The sequence below is a fragment of the Acinetobacter sp. SFD genome (assembly GCF_001647575.1).
GTDB classification, from domain to species: Bacteria; Pseudomonadota; Gammaproteobacteria; order Pseudomonadales; family Moraxellaceae; genus Acinetobacter; species Acinetobacter pecorum.
Genome location: NZ_LSZJ01000017.1, coordinates 39,533 through 61,593, shown reverse-complemented (window position 1 = coordinate 61,593; position 22,061 = coordinate 39,533). Strand labels below are relative to the sequence as shown.

The following is a 22,061-nucleotide window of genomic DNA, read 5'->3' as shown; positions in this document are numbered from 1 at the left end:
CATCATGCAAAAAAGACCTGTTGAAGTGCTTTATTATGATGGTAGCTCTGCAATAGCACATCCCGCTTTAATCCGCCCCCTTGATCAGCACCTCATTCAATTAAGTTATATCGATGACGAAAACCGGGATGTAGAGATTCCTTATAAAATGATGGCTTTTATTGGTGCTGTGGGCCGTCGACCTGCGATTGTAGAACTTCCGAATGATGCACGTATTGAGTTTATTAGCCGTGTACCATATTGGTTTGCCAAACCACAAAAAGCTATTTATGAAGCGATATGGCAATTGGAGCGCTCGCCTGCGCAGTTGCTCACCTTGCTAGTATTGGCTTTGGTCATGATCTTTAGTGTGGTGAAATGGGTGATTCCGTGGGGCGCCAAACAAGTTGCAGCTTGGGTACCAGACAATACGGTACAGCGCATTGGTGATGTTACTGAACAAAATTTGGTGAAAAGAACGGAAGTGTCTGCTTTAAGTGCTGATTATCAAAGTCGCATACGTCAGCGTTTTCAACAGGAAATTGCTGAAAATCCGCATGCGCCTGCTAAACTGATTTTTCGTAAAGGTAAAGAGCTGGGCGCCAATGCCTTGGCGATTCCGAACAATACTATTTTAGTTACGGATGAATTGGTGGCGATCGCAGAAATGGAAGAAGAGGTACTTGCAGTACTGGCGCATGAACAAGGTCATATTGTACGCCAGCATGCCATGCAAAAGCTGATTGCGGCATCCAGTGTCGCGATGGCATGGGAAATGATTTTCCAGGATGGCAGCAGTATGCTCACTGCAGCTGCAGTGAAGTTAAGTGATGCCGATTATTCAAAACATCTGGAATATGATGCAGACGACTATGCCATGAAACATTTATACGGACGCGGCATTTCCAGTATTTATTTATCCAATTTCTTACAACGGGTGGAAAACCTGCGTTTATCACAGCCGAAGAAAGAGGAGCTGGTAATTCAGATTGAACTTGAAAAATGGCTGAATACACATCCCGAAGAACAGGAACGCATCGAGCGTATTCATGCCTTTGATGCAAAAATGTCTAAGCAAGCAGTCAGCCATGATTGAGTTAATCACGTTGCCAATTTGCTTCCAGTGGTTCTTGGCCCATACGGATCAGATGATCCAGCACAACATTTTCAAGTTTATTCAGATCAGTAGCGTCATCGTTACTTTGAATCGTTACGGTAAGATGCTCGGCCTCTGGCGCCAGGTTCACTTCCGCACTTGGAAAATGAATCAGAAAAGCCGATTCAGTTTCATCAATATTGAATTTATGTTTCCAGTGATTGGCCAGGCGTTTGGCAACGCGTGAGGCTTGTTGTGTCTGGATATGGGCAGTACTTTTCTTCATTGATCTTATACACTTGTAATCATTCCCCTGTACTTTAAACCAGTCATGGGTGGAATCATAAGCCGCAAAGCGTTACATAGCGTTTTATTCTTGCAACATCGAAGTCACAGTAGCCGGAGCGGATTTGATATAATGGGAAAAATCCAATTTCAACAAGCCAGGTTCTCCATGTCCAAGCCTTATTTAATTGCCCCTTCTATTTTGTCTGCTGACTTTGCCCGTCTAGGTGAAGAAGTCGAGAACGTGTTGGAAGCAGGTGCAGACGTTGTCCATTTTGATGTTATGGATAACCATTACGTGCCGAATCTGACTTTTGGTGCTGGCGTGTGTAAGGCTTTGAAAAAATATGGCATCGAAGCACCTATTGATGTGCATTTGATGGTTAAGCCGGTAGATCGCATGATCGGGGATTTTCTCGAAGCGGGTGCCGACATCATTACTTTCCATCCGGAAGCTTCTGATCATATTGACCGTTCTTTACAGTTGATCAAGTCGGGTGGTGCCAAAGCGGGCTTGGTATTTAATCCGGCAACGCCACTGCATTATCTGGACTATGTACTGGATAAAGTCGATCAAATCCTGCTCATGAGTGTAAACCCGGGCTTTGGTGGACAGAAATTTATTCCAATGACTTTGGATAAATTGCGTCAGGCACGTCAACTGATCGATGCTTCAGGTCGTGATATTCGTCTGGAAGTCGATGGTGGTGTTACACCGAGTAATATTCGTGAAATTGCTGAAGCGGGTGCCGATATGTTTGTGGCGGGTTCAGCTATTTTTGGCAAGCCAGATTATAAAGCTGTGATTGATGAAATGCGTGCAGAGTTAGCCAGAGTAGGACAGATTCAACTCTAATCGCTAAAACATCAGATGCGCATAAATATGTGGATAACTTTATGGATAAGTGTGTAGATATCTATGTTGATAACCATATGGATATGTTGCATAAAATGTAATCATTTGTACCGTGGTTGATTGCGATTTAGACAATATTTGTATAAAAAGAACTCAAATAGGGTTCTTTTTATTACATATAACCCTTGTGTTTAGTAGTTATTTGTTAATCAATAGTTAATAATTCAACCAAGTAAAAAATGATCAATCTCTCACGAGTTTATGTTTAATCATGTAATTTATCCCTAAAATGTTTGAATTTAATTAATGTGTATAACTTAACATTCCGAGTGGAATCGCATGTAATTGTTATTAATTCAACTGCCCGAGTATGGAACTATACTAACTTGCTATTTTTAGTCTCTACCATAACCAGAGCAGATAAGAATGTCGTGAGGACTTGAGTAAGACAAAGTTAATTTGTATCTCTAAAAGTCATGTTTTGTAACAATGACCACATTGTTAGCACGCGAATTAATAAAATTTCTATATCTGGATATTGAGGAGGAACGACCTCCCTTGTGGATTGCAGTGCAAAATTTACAGGAAAAATCGTCAGGACGGCCTGATTCTTATATAAAAGGAGGAGGGCTGCATGGCCTGGATTGTACTTATTCTTGCAGGTATTTTTGAAATCGTTTGGGCTTATTCGATGAAGCTGTCCGAAGGATTTACTCGTTTAACCCCCAGTATCATTACCATTGTTTTCATGGTACTGAGTTTCGCTTTGCTGGCTTATGCGATGCGTACTTTGCCGCTAGGTGCAGCCTATACGATCTGGACCGGGATTGGTGCAGTGGGTTCATTTCTCATCGGTATTTGGGTTCTGGGTGAACCTGCTACCGCCTTGCGTATGCTGGCTGCTGTACTCATCATTTCCGGTCTGGTCCTGATGAAAGTATCCTCTTCATAATTTGTTTCTGCCTATCTCGGTGAACTGGGTTAATATAGAAAATGAACTATAGTGATTGGGACAGGGCGCCATCATGAACTTAAGTTATCTCTATATGGATTCTCCGGTAGGACAGTTACGACTGGTCGCGAATGAAACCGCACTGGTGGCCGTGCTTTGGGACTGTGAACAGCCGAATCGGGTGAAACTGGCGACCTTGGTTGAAGATCCGCAGCATCCGGTATTGATTGAAACCAGACGTCAGCTTCAGGAATATTTTGCCGGTCAGCGCAATGTTTTTGACCTGCCTTTGGACTTTGCCGGTACTGATTTTCAGAAAAAAGTCTGGCAGGCGCTCCTGAATATTCCCTACGGACAAACGCGAAGCTATCGCGATATTGCTGAACAGGTGGGTAATATTAAAGCAGTACGCGCCGTGGGTGCAGCCAATGGCAAAAACCCGATTTCGATTATTGCACCCTGTCATCGGGTGATTGGTCGCAGTGGCAAGCTGGTAGGATTTGCCGGTGGTTTGGATAAAAAACAAATCCTGTTAAATATTGAGCGAACGCATTAATATTTAAACACTTAAAATAAATGAAAATTAGAATATGGAACATTCTACGATACAGCTATTAAGTCCACTCTGGTCCAGCTTAGGGTGGATTCTTCTGCTTTTCTTTGGCGTGATGATTTTTAAATTATTCAAGCCATTTTTAAAAGGGAAATTAGGAGAATTTGCGGTTGCTGCCCATGTCAAACTGTATTTAAAAGATCCTCAATATATTCTGCTCAATGATTTGACTCTTCCAGACGGGACAGGCGCGACCACGCAGATCGATCATCTGTTATTAAGTCCTTACGGAATATTCGTGATTGAGACCAAAAACTATAAAGGCTGGATATTTGGAAACGAGCGACAAAAAACCTGGACCCAGAAAATCTATAAACACAGTTATAAATTTCAGAATCCGATTCATCAGAACTATAAGCACATCAAAGTATTGGAGCGGCTACTGGCAGATATTGTGGAACCAGATCTTTTGCATTCTGTGATTGTATTTATGCCGGATGCCGTGTTTAAAACGCCGATGCCAAATCATGTGTTTCGGGGGGCAGGCTGGACTGACTATGTGAAAAGTTTTGATCGGCAGATGATTTCGGAAACGAAATTAAAACGGATACAACTGCGGCTAGAAAAAGAAGTTTTAGAAAAATCCTGGAAAACCAATCGGGATCACGTAGAAAACTTAAAGCAGCGTAAGCAGTCATAAGCTTTTATGAGCCCATAAAAAAGCCTTTGAATGATTCAAAGGCTTTTGGGTTTTAAATATTTGAAGCTTTCAGTTTTTCGATAATTTCGGCCAGAACTTTAATCCGTTTTACCTCATCCCATAATGCTTTGGCTTCAGGATAATGTTTCGACATCATGCCGAGCCATTGCTTGTAACGACCGACCATCCCGATTTCAGTTTTGGCTGGGCCGTTGATAAAACGAATTTGCAGTTGCAGCAGTTCATTCCAGTTCATCAAAGGTGCATCCGAGTTTTGACGGATACATTGGGTCAGGTCGGGTGTGGTCACTGCACCACGGCCAATCATCAGGTCTTCACAACCGGATTCCAGACGGCACTGTTTGGCATCGGCATTGTTCCAGATTTCACCATTGGCGATTACATTGATCTTGAGTGCTTCACGAATCGGTTGTAGCTGGTCCCAAAATGCGGGCGGGGTATAGCCATCGGCTTTGGTGCGCGCATGAACGGTAACCCACGCTGCTCCGGCATCTTCAATGGCATGCGCATTTTCCAGCATGAAATTGCGGTCCATATAACCCAGGCGCATTTTGGCGGAAACCGGAATATGCGCAGGGACGGCATCACGCACGGCTTTAACCAGCTCATGCACCACGTCGGGTTCATCGAGCAAGATTGAGCCACCGCGATGACGGTTCACGGTTTTGGCCGGACAGCCAAAATTCATGTCAATTGCCGGTGCGCCCATGGCTGCCACTTTGGCGGCATTCGCTGCCAGCATCTCCGGATTATTTCCCAGAAACTGCACATGTACCGGTGTACCTGCCGCCGTCTTGCCACCATTCAACAGTTCAGGACAGTAAGTATGATAAATATGATCGGGCAGAATGGAGTCGGTGACACGGATAAACTCGGTCACGCACCAGTCAAAGCTACCTACGGATGTCAGCACATCACGCATAATCGGATCGGTTAAGCCTTCCATGGGAGCAAGCACAAGTTTCAACGATGCACACCTGTAAATTTAAAACGGTGTTATACGTTTTTTTAGCCTGAATGTCCAGGCAGTCTAAATTTCACGCTTCATAAAGGGGAGAGAGAGTGAGAATGGGTTTAGGACATATCAACAAAACAGCTGTCTTCAGCACAATAAAATAATAGAGTTTTAAAGATTGATAGCTATATTGAAAAGAATCATAAATATATCAGGTGGTAGTATGGAACAGCCTCATTTCAAGGATCATTTCTCCCAGCAATCACAGGATTATGCCTTGTTTCGTCCGCATTATCCGGATGCATTGGGAAAGCTATTGGCAGAGCTGTCACCAGGTACCAAACTGGCTGTAGATGTCGGCTGTGGTTCTGGACAGCTTTCAGAAGTTTTGGCGAATTATTTTGATCAGGTGATTGCAATTGATGCGAGTGCTGAACAGCTTGCCCAAGCCAAACCGCATCCAAAAATTCAGTATGGTCAGGCATTTGCTGAAGAGATTCCGTGTGCTGACCAGAGTATTGATCTGATTTCAGTGGCTCAAGCAGCGCATTGGCTCGATCTGGAAAAATTCTACGCAGAAGTTCGACGCATCGCGAAACCTAAAGCCATTCTGGCTTTAATTAGCTATGGCGTGTTCAGTGTGGATGAGCCACATCTGAATCAGTATTTTAAGCATTTTTATGAAGTCACGCTTGCACCGTACTGGCCGCCTGAACGTCGCCATGTAGATGAAGGATATAAAAATCTACCATTTCCATTTCAGGAAATTGCGATTCAGCCACCTGTATTAGAGGTTGAATGGAACTTTTATCAGTTAATTGGTTATATGAGTACCTGGTCAGCTGTGAAAGCTGCCACTAACGCACTTGGACATAATCCACTGAATGTACTGGCAGATGCCTTATTGCCAGAATGGGAAGATCCAGAATTGCCTAGAGTCATTGGCTGGCCATTATCAGTACGTGCGGGGCGTATAACCGTTTAAAGATTATTCAAGCTAAAGCCTGTTTATTGAACTTTATTGGACAATGAATTGAATATTTCAAGGCTCAGAATTATCGCCCTAGAATCATTTCCAGCACAAATTTAGACCCAATAAAACCCAGTGCCAGCAAGCCAAAACCGAGCAGGGTAAAGCGCACGGCTTTCTGACCACGCCAACCAAACTTCCAGTGTCCGATTAATAGTGAACCATAAACCAGCCAAGAAATAATACTGAACGCAGTTTTATGTGCCAGATGCTGAGCAAAGAAATTGTCGATGGTAAAGAAGCCAAAGCCCAAAGCGAGGGTAAGTAAAACAAAACCGGTCATCAGCATATCAAACAGCAGTGATTCCATGTCTTGATAAGAGGGTAGCAAACTGACCCAAACCCGGCGTTTGTGCTTCTTTTTCAGCTCACGATCCTGAAAACGTAAAATTACAGCCTGAATGGTTGCCATGAGCAATACTGCATAAGCAGACAAAGACAAAATAATATGAATGTCCAAGCCTAGAGAGTTCTGGATAATAATTTTAGCTGGCTGGGTAAAGACAAAACCGAGGATCAAACCTGTGGCAGCCACTGGAATCCCGATCAGGTTCAGGGCAATAATCGGACGATAAGTACTGTAAATAATACTGAGCAGCAGCATCAAACCCGAGGTAAAAGAAAACAGGGAAAAGACATCATAATTGATGCCTAGCGGAGTATGCATATCACCATATAACACCAGTGCATGCAGGCTCAGTCCAAGCAGTGCAGTTAGCGAAACAAACCATTGATTAGGAGTACGTTTAGACATTAAATGAATGAACAGATACCAGAAAGAAGCGGTATAAGCGACTAATGCTAAGATCGTATAAACCAAGGGGAGGCTAACCATGTCAAACCTTTTTAAGGGTGATGAATATTCATTTATATAAATTCGCTGCGAACTACAGTATCCTATAGCATTCTATGCATAAATTTTCTATTTTAAGAAACAATTTTTTGCTCATGGCTATTTTAAGCGGATTTTGCAATGTTTGATACCTTAACAGAACGACTCACGCAGAGTTTAAGAAATGTTACTGGCTCAGGGCAGCTAACCGAAGACAATATTAAAGATACGTTACGTGAAGTGCGTATGGCGCTTCTTGAGGCCGATGTTGCGTTACCTGTAACTCGTGAATTCATCGCGAAAGTTAAGGAAGAAGCATTGGGCCAAGAAGTGATGACTCAGTTATCTCCTGGGCAGGCTTTTGTCAAAATCGTTCATGACGAATTGACCAAAATGATGGGCGAGGCCAATGAAAGCCTCGACCTCGCTGCAAAACCACCTGTTGTTGTCCTGCTAGCAGGCCTGCAGGGTGCAGGTAAAACAACAACCGCAGCGAAACTTGCACGCTTCTTACAAGAACGTCAAAAGAAAAAAGTCGCGATGGTCTCTGCCGACGTATACCGTCCAGCAGCGATCAAACAGCTACAGACCGTCGCGGGTGAAGTCGGTGCGATTTTCTTAGAATCTCACGCAGATGAACGCCCAATTGATATTGCAAAACGTGCGATTGAACAGGCAAAAATCCAGTTTGCCGATGTGCTGATTGTCGATACGGCAGGCCGTTTGCATATCGATGATGACATGATGGGTGAAATCAAAGAGCTGCATGCAGCGATTAACCCGACTGAAACCCTGTTCGTGGTCGATGCCATGACTGGTCAGGATGCGGCAAACACCGCCAAAGCATTCAATGATGCCTTGCCTTTAACTGGTGTGATCCTGACCAAAACTGATGGTGATGCACGCGGTGGTGCGGCACTGTCAGTACGTGCAATTACCGGTAAGCCAATCAAATTCTTGGGTATGGGTGAGAAACTCGATGCCTTGGAGCCATTCCATCCTGAGCGTGTTGCACAGCGTATTCTCGGTATGGGTGATGTACTTTCTTTGGTCGAAGAACTTGAACGTAAGGTCGACAAAGAAAAAGCCGAAAAAATGGCGAAAAAACTGCAAAAAGGCGGCAGCTTCAACTTTGAAGACATGCTGATGCAGTTTGAGCAGATGAACAAGATGGGCGGCATGATGGGCTTCCTGGACAAACTTCCTGGCATGAGCAATGCCGGTCTGCAAGATGCATTGGCGCAAGCCAATCCTGAAAAGCAGGTCAAGAAAATGGAAGCGATTATCCAGTCGATGACCCTGAAAGAGCGCCGTAATCCAGACTTGATGAACCCAAGCCGTAAAAAACGTATCGCAGCAGGTTGTGGTATGGAAGTGGCAGAAGTCAACAAGCTGATCAAGCAACATGCGCAGATGGCCAAGATGATGAAAAAATTTGCCAATCCATCCGGTATGGCAAAAATGATGAAATCACTCGGCGGTCTGCAGAAACAGTTTGGCGGCGGCGGTGGTATGGGACCATTGTTCGGCGGCAACGACAAGAAATAAGTTTTGTTTTAAAAAAGGCGCAATATGCGCCTTTTTTTTATTGCGAATAGATGGTCAAACTGGTTTAAACAAAACAACATTTACTTACCCAAAATAAAAATCTAATCAGGCAGACTCGGGAATATCAGCACAAAATAAAGAGAAATTTCAAATGAACCAAGTAATTGTCGTACATGGTTATACTGCAAGCCCGGAAGAAAACTGGTACCCATGGATTCAGGAAAAAGCCCAACAGGAAAATGTCAGTTTAAAAGTCCTCCGGCTGGATCCATCAACTACACCGACACTGGACACTTGGGATCAGCAAATGCGTGAACAGATTGATGCAATTGATGAGGACAGTATTTTTATTGCACATAGCTTGGGAACTGTAGCCGCATTACATTACCTATCCAGAGAATTAAAACAGCAGAAAATTCAGCAACTGGTATTGATCGCAGGATTTAATGGCCGGCTGGGTCGTCTGGATGAAGTAAACCCTTTTATTGATGCCGCGGATATCGATTTTGATTTACTCAAACAACAGGTTGCAGAGCGTGTGGTGATCTACTCCGAAGGAGATGACAGGGTTGCACCAGAATTTAGTCTGGAACAAGCGGACAGTCTTGATGCAATTGTGGTGAATGCCAAGCATCACGGACATTTTATTGATTCACAAGGCTGTACTGATCTGCCGGAGCTCTGGAAAGTGATCGAGCCTTATCTGATTAAATCTTAAATTTAAGCATGTTATTGTATTCACTAAATTTTAAAATTTAATATGAGATGGTGTTCAAAAAGGTACTTGAATTCCATCTCCAGACTGTTTAAAACTGATTTTTATCGACGCCGTTTGCGTTCAATAATTATAAGTAATGCACTATGAAAAATATAATAAAAAAAGTCTATATCGTGCCGGATTATCAGGCGACCTCCAATGATCACTGGTACCCTTGGCTCAGTCGCCAGCTTAAAAATGCCGGTTTTGAGTCCAAGCGGATTATGCTGGCCAACCCTTTTCAGCCTGATTTAGAAGAATGGCAGCAGAATCTGAAACTGCACATTCCGCAGATGGATGAACATACCTTTTTAGTTGCACATGGCCTGAGTTGCGTCAGTGTTTTAAACTTTTTACAGGAACATTATATTCAGCAGCAACGCAAGATCGGCGGTATCATTCTGGTCTCAGCCTTTGATACACCTTTGGTGGCTTGGTCAGAACTGAATAAAATACTGCAGGCTGTGCGACTCGATCTGAAAAACTTGCCCTATAGCTATAAACGTGCGGTGATGCTGATCTCCAGTAATGATCCCTATGTGCCTGCACCGATTTCCTTGCGTTTAGCCCATAGCTTGAATGCACAAATTTTTGAGATCAAAAAAGCCGGGCATTTTAATAAATCTGATGGCTTTGCCGAATTCCCTCAATTGCTGGATATCATCAAACAATGTCTGGCAAATGAGCTGCAAAATGCTGCAGGCCTTTAAGTAAAAGATCAGGTTCAATCCGGGGATGGTGATGGCTGAGATGCTGCGCAAACAGTGGGGCATCTCCACCGGTTAAAACCAGCTGTGCTGGGAAATCATGCAGGACTTTTTCAATGGTGCTGAGCAGGCCCAGCAGAATGCCATGATGCACAGCATCCAGGGTATTGCGGCCAGGATTAAGTTCAGAAAAAGCACCATCCGGAATTTTAATACCTTTGGTATTCTGAATCAGTGCATCACGTTGCAAGTACAGATTCGGCAGAATAAATCCACCCAAATGTTGTTGTCCTTGCGCCAGATCAATAGTCAGTGCCGTACCACAACTAATTACACAGTAATTTTCATGCGCTTGAGTCGCCACTGCAAGTACCTGTAACCAGCGGTCAATGCCAAGCTGAGAAGGTTCATCATAGCCACAGATCAGACCGGCATATTCCGCCTGTACCTGAGCAAAAATCACTGGAATATGCAGACTTTCTAAAATGCTGAGAATACGCTCATTACTGATTTTATCCTGGACCGAGGATAGACCCACCTGATGCAAGCCCAGTGTTTTAAAATGCTGGATCAGGCCCAGTAATAAATCGGCAGGAGACTGTAAATGTAATTCCGCTGCCTGTTCAATAATCTGATCATGCTCGGTAATCCAGTATTTCAGTCTGGTATTGCCAATATCCAACCATAATTTTTTCATTGCTGTATGCCTGTTCATCCACCGTGTTGAAGGCGGAGCTGTCCCTGATAAAAGGTCTGGATTCCTTGATCGGTCAAAATCTTGACTGCACCATCGTCCTGAATCCCGAGAAAAGTACCGGAATATTGCCCTTGCACATCGGTAAATTCAACTGTTTGTTGCATAAATGCAGCCGATCGATTGAAACGCGCCGCCAGGTTTTGACTGCCATAATTAAACCATTGCCCGGCTTGCTGAATCGCCAGATATAACTGGGCAATTAGCTCGACTCTTGATGTATGCGATAATCCCAGCTCGCTCAAGGAGCTGACCTGCTGGTCTGGAAGATCGGTGGACAGAGGATCAATATTTAGCCCGACCCCGACCACCACCTGCGTGGTTGAAACCGGCTCGACCAGAATACCCCCCCATTTTCCATGCAGGCTATACAGGTCATTCGGCCATTTCACCTGTAATTCCAGGCCTTTTAGACTTGGCATTTGCAGGATATTTAACGCAATTTCTAGCGCCAGACGACCATCAATGGGTTTTTGTGTATGCAGCAATGTGCTTAAATAGATGTTCCCTTCAGGTGATATCCACTGACGTTGACGCTGTCCACGGCCTTGGGTCTGCACATGACTGCATACCAGAACCTGCTGTACCCCTTTCGTTGCCAATTCGCGCACATCATCATTGGTCGATGTGGTAATCGGTTTGATGAGTAATACTTCCGGGAGTTGGCCTGCATCGCTTAATCGTTGTTGCAGTTCACGAGTTTCTACATCCATTTGAATCTAAACGTGGTAAATATCGTTATGGAGTTAATCATATATTTATTGATTGGTGCAATTGCCGGATTTGCCGCAGGCCTGTTTGGGGTCGGTGGAGGTTTGATCATTGTACCCATCCTCTACATTGTTTTTACCCAACTCCAGTACGATCCTAACGTGATTATGCATATGGCGGTGGGTACTTCCCTGGCGACGATTATTGTGACCTCTATCAGCTCGGTCATGGCACATCATCAACGAGGGGCAGTGCTGTGGCCCGTGTTTCGTAATCTGGCGCCAGGTCTGGTTATAGGGTCATTTGTGGGTGCGGGGATTGCCGATTATTTATCTGGTCGAGGTTTGCAGTTGTTGATCGGGTTCTTTGCAGTCTGGGTGGCATTTCGAATGTTTAAAGGTGCGAATGTTCAGGTCGACCCAAACCAAAAATTACCTTCAACACCGCTACAAATTGCTGCGGGTGGCGGGATCGGTGTGGCATCGGCCATTTTTGGGATTGGCGGGGGCAGTTTGACGGTCCCATTTCTGAATCGCTGTGGGGTTGTCATGCAAAAAGCAGTAGCGACCTCTGCCGCTTGTGGCTTGCCAATTGCAATCGCGGGTGCATTAGGTTTTATGTGGTTTGGTAAACAGGCGCAGGTCACCGTACCAAATACTATCGGTTATATTCATATTTATGCGTTTCTCGGTATCAGCACGATGAGCTTTTTTACTGCGAAACTGGGCGCAAAAGTGGCACATCTGCTTTCACCGGCTGTATTGAAAAAATGTTTTGCGGCCTTGCTGACTACCGTCGGCCTGTATTTTATTTATCAGGGTTTCATTGCCTGATTCAAATGTTCAGGTTAAATCAATGCGTCGCTGCAGGAGAATAGATCACTATTCTCCTTTTTTGTAAGTGGGAGTTGGCTATATAGACACAAGATTGTCTGACAATGTCAAAGTAATCATTAAAAAAAAGCCGTTTAATAGCAACATAGCCCAAATAAAGGGTTAAACCATTATTCATAAAAATAAACACAGGAACGGTATGCCATTAGAACAAGCGCAAAGTTTGTCTGAGCAGATTGCCAAGCATATTAGCGAACAAATTATTCGCGGTGAACTGGTCGAAGGCGAACGTATACAGGAACTTAGGATTGCCTCGGAGCTTGATGTCAGCCGGGGTTCGGTTCGTGAAGCACTGTTGTTGCTGGAACGCACCCAACTGATTGAAATTTTTCCACGCCGGGGAGCAATTGTTTCAGAAATGTCGGCCTTGCAGGTGCGTGCCTTATTTGACATGACCTCGTTATTGCTCGGGCAGATGGTGCATCGCATGGCGGAGACCTGGCGGGTGCATGAAGCTGAGCGCATTCAGCTATTATTAGAGCAATTAGAAGCAGAAACCCGCCAAGGACACACTGAAAAGTTTTATGATTTGATCTTTCAGGGCATGGCCCAGCAGCATGAGATGGTGGGGAATCCTTATCTGATACGCTACTATCAGGAACTGCTGCCATCTTTACGTCGGAGCTATTTTCTGACCCTGAATATTTCCAGACGCGAGTTACAAGAATCTTTTGACTTATTTAAACTGGTCACTGAAGCAATTTTGATACGAAAAACCCATCAGGCCACTTTATTTATGGAAGATTTTTGTCGACACTTGCGCAACCTTGTGTTGGAATCTCTGACACGGATGAAACAAATTGAACTCGCGTGGGCCAGACGCTCACGACGTTAAATCAGGACATTATGCGTTTAAGCAGTTTAAAACTTTCAGGCTTTAAATCTTTTGCCGACAGTACCACCTTACATTTTAAAGATAATCGTACTGCGGTCGTGGGACCAAATGGTTGTGGTAAATCCAATGTCATTGATGCCATACGCTGGGTCATGGGCGAGTCCAGTGCGCGTCAGTTGCGTGGTGGCAGCATGCAGGATGTCATCTTTACCGGAACTGCCAAGCGTAAACCGGTCGGTATGGCCAGTGTAGAACTGCGCTTTGACAATACTTATGGCAAGCTCGGCGGTGCCTATAATGCCTATAATGAACTGGCGGTACGCCGGCAGGTCAACCGCGATGGCAAGTCCGAATATTTCCTGAATGGCAGCAAATGCCGTCGTCGTGATATTACCGATATTTTCCTTGGCACCGGTTTGGGTCCGCGTTCCTATGCGATTATTGAGCAGGGTATGATTAACCGTCTGGTCGATGCCAAGCCAGAGGAAATGCGGGTTTATATCGAAGAAGCGGCTGGGGTATCGCGCTATCAGGCGCGTCGCCGTGAAACCATGCTGCATCTGGATCACACCACACAAAACCTGTCGCGTCTGGAAGATATTGCTTCTGAACTGAAATCCCAGCTAAAAACCCTGAAACGTCAGTCGGAAAGTGCGATTCAATATAAAGAACTGGAAGGGCAGATCCGTACGATCAAGATTGAAATTCTGTCTTTTCAATGTGAGCAGAGCCAGCGCTTACAGGAAGAATATACCCTTGAGATGAATACGCTCGGGGAAAAGTTTAAGCTGGTGCGTTCTGAACTGACTACCGTAGAACATGATTTAGGCAGTACCAGTGAACTGTTCCAGCGTCTGATTCAGCAATCCACCCCTTTGCAAAGCGAATGGCAACAGGCCGAGAAAAAACTGGCTGAACTGGAAATGACACTGCAGCAAAAGCAGTCTTTGCTGGAGCAGAATTCTACAAGTCTGGTTAAACTGGAACAGCAAAAAGCCCAGACCAAAGAGCGTTTGCAGTTGATTGAACTGCAACTCGATACTTTACAGCAGCAATTTGAAGATCAGCAGGCACAATTGCAGCAACAAGATGGCCAGAGTCAGACGCATAGTCAGAATCTGAGTGAGCTCAAATCCCAGCAGAGTACAATTACAGCGCAATTCGCACAGATTAAAACTCAGGTCGAACAGCAGCAACAGCGTAAATTGCAAATGCTGGCTCAAAGCGAGCAACTGGCAAAGAATATTGAACGGATTGAACAGCAGAAACAGACGCTACAACAGCAAAGCACACAGATTCAGCAACAGGCGCAGCAAGATGAGCTGGAGCAGTATCAGACAGATAAAGCACAGGCTGAACAGCAAATCGTTGGCTATGAAATTCAATTAACAGATTTAAGAACTCAATTCGAGCAGATTCAGGAAGAGCAGGCGACCCAACAACAGCGCTTGATGCAGCTCAAATCTGAAATTCAGGTGCTACATTCAGAACAGAAAAACCTGAGCCAATTACTGACCAAAGCCAACCCGAATAGCAAGAGTGATGCGGTCCAGCTGATGCATGTACTTAAGCTCAATGATGCAGGCAAGGCACATGCCAGCCTGATCGAAAAGTTTCTGGCAAAATGGCTGTCTGCCCAGATTCTGGCCGAGGGCGAGCACTTCCTTGAAGATTGTGCACGTCAGTTAAAACAACAGGCTGTTCAGGATAAAATTCAGATTTCCAATACGATGTGTCTGGCCGACTGGATTGAATCTCCACATTATTCACTGTGGCAACAAGTCGCGGTCGTAGATACATTAGCACAAGCATTACCGCTTCAAACTGAGTTATTACAAGGCCAGACATTACTGAGTTTAGATGGCTATCATATTGGTGCAGACTGGGTCATTGCTCTGGATTATGATGAAGCCAGTCAGGCCGGACAAGGTGCTTTAAGCCATCGAATTCGTCTGGATGAAATCGAGCAGCAACTTGCAGAACTTGAACCTAAGTTTATGCAGCTGGAGCAGCAGTTATCTGAATTCACTGATCAGGTTAAAGCTTTGCAAAGCCAGATTCAGAGTATCAGCGAGCAGCAGAAACAAGCTCAAAAACAGCTGCAACAACTCGATATTCATATTGCCAAAGTACAAAGTAGTGTGCAGGCTTTCGCATTGCAAAAGCAGCAATTAAGGCATCAGCTACAACAACTGGATGAGCAGCTTGAAGAAGATGCCATGCAAAAAGACGATCTGGAAATTGATTTGCATGCCCTGAATCTAAAGCTGGAACAGGCTTTACCGAATTATAAAATCCTGCAATTTCAGCTAGAAGAATTGAGCGCTCAGTTAGATGACTCGCAGCAGATTAGCCAGCAAGCGCAGCAGGAACTGGAATTGCTGCGCCGTCAATGTGTGCAAACCCAGCAGCAGATCGAATTACTGGAAAAAGATCAGGTATTCCTAAAAGAACAGTCTCAGCAAATTACTGCACAAATCGAACAGGCCAAGAAATTTGTCGATCCGGTACAGCTAGAATTGCCTGCTTTACAGAGTCAGTTTAATGAACAGGCGCAGATCACTGAAAAGCTGCAAAAGACCTGGGCCGACTGGCAGGTTGAATTAAATCAGGTGCAGAGCAAGCAGCAGCAGCTGACCGAACAGCGCCATCGTTTCCAACAGCAGGATGAACAGCTGCGTAGCGAGTTAGAAGCCAAACGTTTAGCCTGGCAGGCAGCCAGATCTGATTTACAGCATTATTCAGAACAGCTGAAAGAACTGAACCATGATGTCATTAGCGGCTTAAATATTGATATCAAAGCCCATCAGGCGAAGCTGGAAAAAGCCCAAACCCAGTTCGATAAGCTGGGTGCCGTGAATCTGGCGGCTTCTGAAGAATATGAAGAAGTATCAAAACGTTACGAGGAACTGAGTCACCAGATGCAGGATCTGGAAAATACGGTTGAACAGCTACAGGCTGCGATGAAGAGTATTGACCAGGAAACCCGTAAACTGTTTATGCACACGTTTGATCAGGTCAATGCCGAGCTGCAAAACCTGTTTCCGAAAGTATTTGAGGGCGGTGAAGCGAGTTTAAGTCTTGAAGATGGATGGCAATCGGGTGTAAAACTAATGGCCCGACCACCAGGCAAGCGTAACAGTTCACTCGCGTTACTTTCTGGCGGGGAAAAGGCTTTAACTGCCTTGGCATTGGTCTTCGCAATTTTCCGCTTAAATCCGGCACCATTTTGTGTACTGGATGAAGTCGATGCACCCCTGGATGATGCCAATGTGGGACGTTTTTGTAATTTAGTCAAAGAGCTTTCTGAACAAGTGCAATTTATTTATATTACCCATAACAAACTTGCAATGATGATGGCGACTGATCTTTTAGGTGTAACCATGCCTGAACCGGGAACCTCAAAATTAGTGACAGTAAATTTGGAACAGGCAAAAGAATACGGCTTAGCTGCGGAGGTATAATATGGAAATCACCACCATTATCGGGATTGTTATTGCAATTATCATCATGCTGTTGGGCATCAGAATGTTGCTCAAAAAACCTGTCGAGGCAGCTCCTTCCCTGGATGCCAGCCTGCATATCGACCCGGATAGCCAGACCCCTGTCATTCCTCGGCATGTACGATCGCAACTGGCAAAGCAGGACGCAGATTCAACACAACGCATAGAGCCAAGCCTGAGTGCAAATGAACCGGCTCCTGAAAAGCCATCTGCTTTTCGCAAGGCTGAATCAACTCCGGTTGAGCCAAAAGCAGTCGAAACTCCTGTAGCTGCCCAGTCGAGCGATGTGACAGAGGCTAAAGTGGTGGCAACGTCGGTCGCGACAGAAGTAGCCGACACAGCAGTAGAGCAAAAGCTGGCTGAAACAGAACAGGAAAACAATCACGCCGAAAATAAAGATAAAGCTGCCGAATTCAGTCTGAACAGCAATATTGAAAAAGCTGAAATTTCTGAATTTAATGATGAAAGCAGTATTCTGGATGCACATCTGCATGAGCAAAAAATAGTGGATGAAGAAAGTGCATTATCCAGTGCTGAAACCATTATTTCTTTGCATATCTATCCGCAAGGTCGTGTGCTTTCAGGTGATAAAACTTTGAAAGTTCTACTGAAATATGGTCTGCGTTATGGCGAGCTGGCCTGTTTTCACCGTTATAGTGAAGATGGTTCAAAACTGCTGTTTTCGGTACTGCAAATGACTGATACAGGTATGGAAGGCTTTGATCTGGAAACCCTGTCGACTCAGGAAGTCAAAGGTCTGGCATTCTTCCTGGCTTTACCGCATAGTGATGTACAAAATGCTTTTGATACCATGGACAGTATTTCGCGGTTAATTGCTCGTGAAGTGGATGGTCTGGTCTACGATCAGAACCAACAGGAATTCACGCCGCAATTACGTGAATTCTGGCGCCATCAAGCGATTGATTATCGCCCGGGACAGGCCACCTGACTCGAAGATTGCTTTGTTCAATCTCCAAGTTGAATCTGTAGACTGCAATTTTTATAATAGCCAAAAGCTGAATATTCTACAGGGCGGATTTTCCGCCCTTTTTTATGGTGAAATTATGACCCAAGATGCCACTGTGATTGCGCAAATGCGTCAATTGATTCAACTGCTTGCCAAGCATAATCATGCTTATTATGTGATGGATCAGCCGAGCATTGAAGACAGTGAATATGATCAGCTCTTTCATCAGCTCAAAGCCCTAGAAGAACAATATCCACACTTGCAGCAACCCGATACACCCACTATCAAGGTGGGGGGGCAGGCACTTGCAAAATTTGTAACTGTCACGCATGCCGTGCCGATGCTGTCTTTAGGGAATGTGTTCAATCAGGAAGATCTGCTGGCTTTTGCCCGCCGTATTGAAGAACGTTTGCCAAATCAAAAAATTGAATATGATGTTGAGCTGAAATTTGATGGCCTGGCGATTTCACTCTGGTATGAACATGGCGTACTGGTGCGCGGTGTCACGCGTGGTGATGGCGAAACGGGTGAAGATATTACCCAGAATGTCAAAACGATCCGTAACCTGCCAAAATTCCTGCCTCCAGTCAATGGAATTATTCCAGAGCTTCTGGAGGTACGCGGCGAAGTACTGATGCCCAAGTCTGGATTTGAACGTCTGAATGCTGCCAATGCCGCCAAGGGCGAAAAAACCTTTGCCAATCCGCGTAATGCTGCTGCAGGCAGTTTACGTCAGCTAGATCCGAATATTGCTGCTTCACGACCATTGGCATTTTATGCGTATGGCATTGCCCAGTGCGTACCACCTCATGGTCAAAGCACCATGTCGGGCAGTCTGGAATGGCTACAACAATTTGGCTTTACTGTAGGTGAGTGCCATTTTGTCTGTAGCAGTATTGAAGAAGTGCAGCAGGTTTACGAGCAGGTCATGGAGAAACGTCCAAAGCTGAGCGTTGAAATTGATGGCATGGTGATCAAGGTCAATGATCTGAAACAGCAACAAAAACTAGGTTTTCTGAGCCGGGAACCACGCTGGGCCACTGCCTATAAATTCCCTGCAGTGGCTGCACTGACCACAGTGGAAAATATTGACTGGCAGGTAGGCCGTACCGGGACTCTGACCCCTGTAGCACGCCTGAATCCGGTTGCAGTCGGTGGCGTTACGGTTTCCAATGTGACCTTGCATAATATCGGTGAAATTCACCGTTTAGACGTAAGAATCGGGGATACAGTCAGCGTATACCGCAGTGGTGATGTGATTCCTAAAGTCGAAAAGGTCTGGCCGGAATTCCGCCCAGTCGATGCCGTAGAAGTGCATTTACCGGCCAATTGTCCAGTATGTGATTCACCAGTGGTGATGCCGGAAGGTGAAGCATTGGCTCGCTGTTCTGGCGAACTCTATTGTGCTGCACAGCGGATCGAAACCATTCGTCACTTTGTGTCGCGTAAGGCCATGGATATCGAAGGGCTGGGTGATCGCTGGGTAGAGTCACTGCTACATCTAAATCTTCTAAAAGATGTATCAGATATTTACCATCTGCATGAACACCGTGAGCAGTTACTCCAGATCGAAAAAATGGGGGAGAAATCGGTCCAGAATTTAATTGATTCTATCGAGAACAGCAAGAAAACCACACTGGCAGCTTTCATCTATGCACTCGGTATTCGTGGCGTGGGAGAAACTACGGCACGTATGCTGGCCAATACTTTCCAGACTTTGGAAGCATTACGCGATGCTGATATTGAAGCATTAAAGAAAACCCCGGATGTCGGTGATATTACTGCTGAGTGGATTGTGGATTTCTTCCAGGCCCCACATAATCTGGAAGTTCTGGACCGTTTGCTGGCAGCAGGCATTCACTGGGATGCACCAATTGCACCCACGCGCCAGCCACTGAATGGTGAAAGCTGGGTCGTGACTGGCACTTTAAGTTCGATGGGACGTGATGAAGCGACTCAATTATTACAGGCATTAGGTGCCCGTGTTAGCGGGAGTGTGTCTAGCAAGACCAAATGTGTAGTTGCAGGTGAAAAAGCCGGCTCAAAACTGGACAAAGCAGAAAAGCTTGGCGTACCGGTAATCAATGAACAACAATTTATTGCCTTGATGCAGAACTATGGCCAGCTTGAGGGCTGATTTTTCCAAGATCTCTTAGACTTTTAGTTCATAAAAAAGCCACCAGAAGGTGGCTTTTTTATGAATGGAAGAAAAAATTAAGGAATATATTTTTTGACCAGACCATCATCCAGCAGCTGCTGGAAATGTTCGACCAGACTTTCATTCACAGGGCGGTATTCGATGCCGAGCTCATCCTTGCTTTTTTGTGCATTAAAGAAAATTGGATAGCCCATATTTAATTCGACAAACTTGCGACTAAAGCCTGCCACAGGACCAAACAGCTTGAAGGCTGTTTTCGGCAGTTGATTACGCGGGAACGGGAATTTAGGACCAAACGCTTTACGCAGGATTTTACCCATTTCCAGCAGGCTTAAAGTCTCACTACAGACAATATAGCGACCGTGCGCTTGTGGGTTAAACGCAGCACGGATATGTGCTTCAGCGACATCCTGAACATCGACCACGCCATTCCACATCGGTGGAACGCCAAGCAGGGTCATGCCGTTGGCAAACTGTTGCAGGACTTCTACGCTGCCAGACTGGGTATTTGGCGTTAAGGATTGCCCAAAAACCAGTGCAGGATTGATACAGACCAGATCCCAGCGATCCTGTGCTTCAGCCATTTCCCAGGCTTTACGTTCTGCCATAACCTTGGAGTATGGATAAGGCTGATGGGTTTCTGAACTGGTGGTATTCCAGTGTGATTCATCAAAGCTGGTGTGCTCGGTTTGCAAAATATCAATTGCATCACCATAAGTTGAAGCAATACTTGACGTCACGATCACACGTTGGACCGATTCGGTTTTATTGACGCTGTTGAGCACATTTTGTGTGCCTAAAATCGCAGGTTCAATAATATCCTTGAGCGCATCTTTATAATTGGTCACCACAAAAGGCGAAGCCATATGAAAGACAATCTCACAGCCTTGCATGGCTGCATCAAAAGAACCCGGCTTGAGCAGATTGGCTTCAAACAGTTTAAGTGTGCCCGGACTGCTGTCAGCAATTTGTTCCAAATGCGTATAACTCTGGCTTTTGTTTAGATCACGTACCGTGGCATGTACGGTATAACCTTGTGTCAGAAGTTTCTGGATCACCCAGCTGGCAATATAGCCAGATGCACCGGTCACCAGAACAGGTGCTGTACTGTGTTGTAATGTCATATTTTAACCATTGTTGTTTTAACTTCGCATCGTCGTCACAATTATGCACGAACCAGACCAAACAGGTGAGTCCAAGACAAAAAATAAGTAACAAGATAAGTGCTTATTAATATTTACAAAAATAAACGTTTGAATATTCCAGCCTGTTCATCTGAATAAAGCGGGTACAAAAAATGCAACACCTTGTTTTATAAATGGGATTTGGCCTAACAGAGAGCGTAAATGCAAGTGCTTCTCATTTTAATTATATAAAAATCATATATTTACAATCATTTTAATTTTGCAAATCAAAAATCTTTTCTCCATAATAGCAAAATAAAAGCAGGGAGTAATTCAAATGCGCGGTAATCCAGAAGTCGTAGATTATTTAAATATGCTGATCGGTGGCGAACTGGCTGCTCGTGACCAATACCTGATTCACTCTCGTATGTATGAAGATTGGGGTCTGACTAAAATCTTTGAACGCATCGATCATGAAATGCAGGAAGAAGCACAGCATGCAGATGCCCTGATCCGTCGTGTCCTGTTCCTGGAAGGTACGCCGAATATGCAGCGAGATGATATTGAAGTGGGTGCAGATGTTGTGACTTGTCTGAAAGCTGACCTCAAGCTTGAATATCATGTGCGTGAAAAACTGGCTCAAGGGGTAAAACTTTGCGAAGAGCAGGGTGATTATGTAACCCGTGACATGCTGCGCCAGCAAATGTCGGATACTGAAGAAGATCATACCTACTGGTTAGAAAAACAGTTACGCTTGATCGAGCTGATTGGTCTGCAAAATTATATTCAGTCACAAATGTAAAATACAGAGTCATAAAAAACCCAGCAGATGCTGGGTTTTTTAT

General features: G+C 44.8%; 21 protein-coding genes. 15 read left to right on the top strand and 6 right to left on the bottom strand.

Annotation, left to right across the window (positions count from 1 at the left end; translation table 11 throughout):
• Positions 1–4: 4 nt before the first annotated feature.
• Complete coding sequence (locus tag AY605_RS14215) at positions 5–1,075, top strand: M48 family metallopeptidase (protein WP_081406387.1); 1,071 nt, start codon at positions 5–7, stop codon at positions 1,073–1,075.
• 1 nt (position 1,076) lies between these two features.
• Here AY605_RS14215 and AY605_RS14210 read toward each other — a convergent pair whose 3' ends face one another.
• Positions 1,077–1,361, bottom strand: a complete 285-nt coding sequence (locus AY605_RS14210; protein WP_064097028.1) for a DUF2218 domain-containing protein — start codon at positions 1,359–1,361, stop codon at positions 1,077–1,079.
• Positions 1,362–1,529: 168 nt separating this feature from the next.
• Between AY605_RS14210 and rpe the strand changes: the two genes are divergently transcribed.
• The 4 genes from rpe (at position 1,530) to AY605_RS14190 (ending at position 4,421) form a co-directional block, all read left to right on the top strand.
• Positions 1,530–2,216 carry a ribulose-phosphate 3-epimerase gene (gene rpe, locus AY605_RS14205; RefSeq protein WP_064097027.1) on the top strand — a complete coding sequence of 229 codons (687 nt, stop codon included), beginning with the start codon at positions 1,530–1,532 and terminating at the stop codon, positions 2,214–2,216.
• 634 nt (positions 2,217–2,850) lie between these two features.
• Positions 2,851–3,168 carry a DMT family transporter gene (locus AY605_RS14200; RefSeq protein WP_064097026.1) on the top strand — a complete coding sequence of 106 codons (318 nt, stop codon included), beginning with the start codon at positions 2,851–2,853 and terminating at the stop codon, positions 3,166–3,168.
• A gap of 73 nt (positions 3,169–3,241) precedes the next feature.
• Complete coding sequence (locus AY605_RS14195) at positions 3,242–3,724, top strand: methylated-DNA--[protein]-cysteine S-methyltransferase (protein WP_064097025.1); 483 nt, start codon at positions 3,242–3,244, stop codon at positions 3,722–3,724.
• 34 nt (positions 3,725–3,758) lie between these two features.
• Positions 3,759–4,421: a nuclease-related domain-containing protein gene (locus AY605_RS14190; RefSeq protein ID WP_064097024.1), complete on the top strand. Its 663-nt coding sequence runs from the start codon at positions 3,759–3,761 to the stop codon at positions 4,419–4,421.
• Between the two features lie 52 nt (positions 4,422–4,473).
• Here AY605_RS14190 and AY605_RS14185 read toward each other — a convergent pair whose 3' ends face one another.
• Positions 4,474–5,409, bottom strand: a complete 936-nt coding sequence (locus AY605_RS14185; protein WP_191731087.1) for a tRNA dihydrouridine synthase — start codon at positions 5,407–5,409, stop codon at positions 4,474–4,476.
• A 211-nt stretch (positions 5,410–5,620) separates the two neighbouring features.
• Here AY605_RS14185 and AY605_RS14180 point away from each other — a divergent pair, with 211 nt between their 5' ends.
• The gene (locus tag AY605_RS14180) at positions 5,621–6,382 is read left to right on the top strand and encodes a class I SAM-dependent methyltransferase (protein ID WP_064097022.1); all 762 of its coding nucleotides are present in this window, start codon (positions 5,621–5,623) and stop codon (positions 6,380–6,382) included.
• Between the two features lie 70 nt (positions 6,383–6,452).
• Here AY605_RS14180 and AY605_RS14175 read toward each other — a convergent pair whose 3' ends face one another.
• Complete coding sequence (locus AY605_RS14175; protein WP_064097021.1) at positions 6,453–7,262, bottom strand: cytochrome C assembly family protein; 810 nt, start codon at positions 7,260–7,262, stop codon at positions 6,453–6,455.
• 138 nt (positions 7,263–7,400) lie between these two features.
• Between AY605_RS14175 and ffh the strand changes: the two genes are divergently transcribed.
• The 3 genes from ffh to AY605_RS14160 all read left to right on the top strand — a co-directional run bounded on the left by ffh (position 7,401) and on the right by AY605_RS14160 (position 10,274).
• Positions 7,401–8,807, top strand: coding sequence for a signal recognition particle protein (gene ffh / locus AY605_RS14170; protein ID WP_064097020.1), 1,407 nt, complete (start codon positions 7,401–7,403; stop codon positions 8,805–8,807).
• A gap of 151 nt (positions 8,808–8,958) precedes the next feature.
• Positions 8,959–9,525, top strand: coding sequence for an RBBP9/YdeN family alpha/beta hydrolase (locus tag AY605_RS14165; protein WP_064097019.1), 567 nt, complete (start codon positions 8,959–8,961; stop codon positions 9,523–9,525).
• A gap of 143 nt (positions 9,526–9,668) precedes the next feature.
• Entirely contained in the window at positions 9,669–10,274 is a 606-nt protein-coding gene (locus AY605_RS14160; protein ID WP_064097018.1) for an RBBP9/YdeN family alpha/beta hydrolase, read from the top strand.
• Here the strand turns inward: AY605_RS14160 and AY605_RS14155 are convergent.
• A complete protein-coding gene (locus AY605_RS14155; RefSeq protein ID WP_064097017.1) occupies positions 10,228–10,968 on the bottom strand; it encodes a type III pantothenate kinase in 741 nt (246 codons plus the stop codon). The two genes, AY605_RS14160 and AY605_RS14155, sit on opposite strands and share 47 nt — an antisense overlap.
• Before the next feature lie 14 nt (positions 10,969–10,982).
• Positions 10,983–11,738: a biotin--[acetyl-CoA-carboxylase] ligase gene (locus AY605_RS14150; protein ID WP_064097016.1), complete on the bottom strand. Its 756-nt coding sequence runs from the start codon at positions 11,736–11,738 to the stop codon at positions 10,983–10,985.
• A 27-nt stretch (positions 11,739–11,765) separates the two neighbouring features.
• On the opposite strand from AY605_RS14150, the gene AY605_RS14145 reads away from it, so the two are divergent.
• The 5 genes from AY605_RS14145 (at position 11,766) to ligA (ending at position 20,071) form a co-directional block, all read left to right on the top strand.
• A complete protein-coding gene (locus AY605_RS14145) occupies positions 11,766–12,569 on the top strand; it encodes a sulfite exporter TauE/SafE family protein (protein WP_064097015.1) in 804 nt (267 codons plus the stop codon).
• 199 nt (positions 12,570–12,768) lie between these two features.
• Positions 12,769–13,464 carry a GntR family transcriptional regulator gene (locus AY605_RS14140; protein WP_064097014.1) on the top strand — a complete coding sequence of 232 codons (696 nt, stop codon included), beginning with the start codon at positions 12,769–12,771 and terminating at the stop codon, positions 13,462–13,464.
• Positions 13,465–13,475: 11 nt separating this feature from the next.
• Positions 13,476–16,928 carry a chromosome segregation protein SMC gene (gene smc, locus AY605_RS14135; RefSeq protein ID WP_064097013.1) on the top strand — a complete coding sequence of 1,151 codons (3,453 nt, stop codon included), beginning with the start codon at positions 13,476–13,478 and terminating at the stop codon, positions 16,926–16,928.
• 1 nt (position 16,929) lies between these two features.
• Positions 16,930–17,916, top strand: coding sequence for a cell division protein ZipA C-terminal FtsZ-binding domain-containing protein (locus AY605_RS14130; RefSeq protein WP_064097012.1), 987 nt, complete (start codon positions 16,930–16,932; stop codon positions 17,914–17,916).
• A gap of 115 nt (positions 17,917–18,031) precedes the next feature.
• On the top strand, positions 18,032–20,071 hold the full coding sequence (gene ligA, locus AY605_RS14125) for an NAD-dependent DNA ligase LigA (RefSeq protein ID WP_064097011.1): 2,040 nt from the start codon (positions 18,032–18,034) through the stop codon (positions 20,069–20,071).
• Positions 20,072–20,148: 77 nt separating this feature from the next.
• Here ligA and AY605_RS14120 read toward each other — a convergent pair whose 3' ends face one another.
• Positions 20,149–21,216, bottom strand: a complete 1,068-nt coding sequence (locus AY605_RS14120; RefSeq protein WP_064097010.1) for an SDR family oxidoreductase — start codon at positions 21,214–21,216, stop codon at positions 20,149–20,151.
• A gap of 337 nt (positions 21,217–21,553) precedes the next feature.
• Here AY605_RS14120 and ftn point away from each other — a divergent pair, with 337 nt between their 5' ends.
• Positions 21,554–22,018 carry a heteropolymeric bacterioferritin subunit Ftn gene (gene ftn / locus AY605_RS14115; RefSeq protein WP_064097009.1) on the top strand — a complete coding sequence of 155 codons (465 nt, stop codon included), beginning with the start codon at positions 21,554–21,556 and terminating at the stop codon, positions 22,016–22,018.
• The last annotated feature ends 43 nt before the right edge of the window (positions 22,019–22,061 follow it).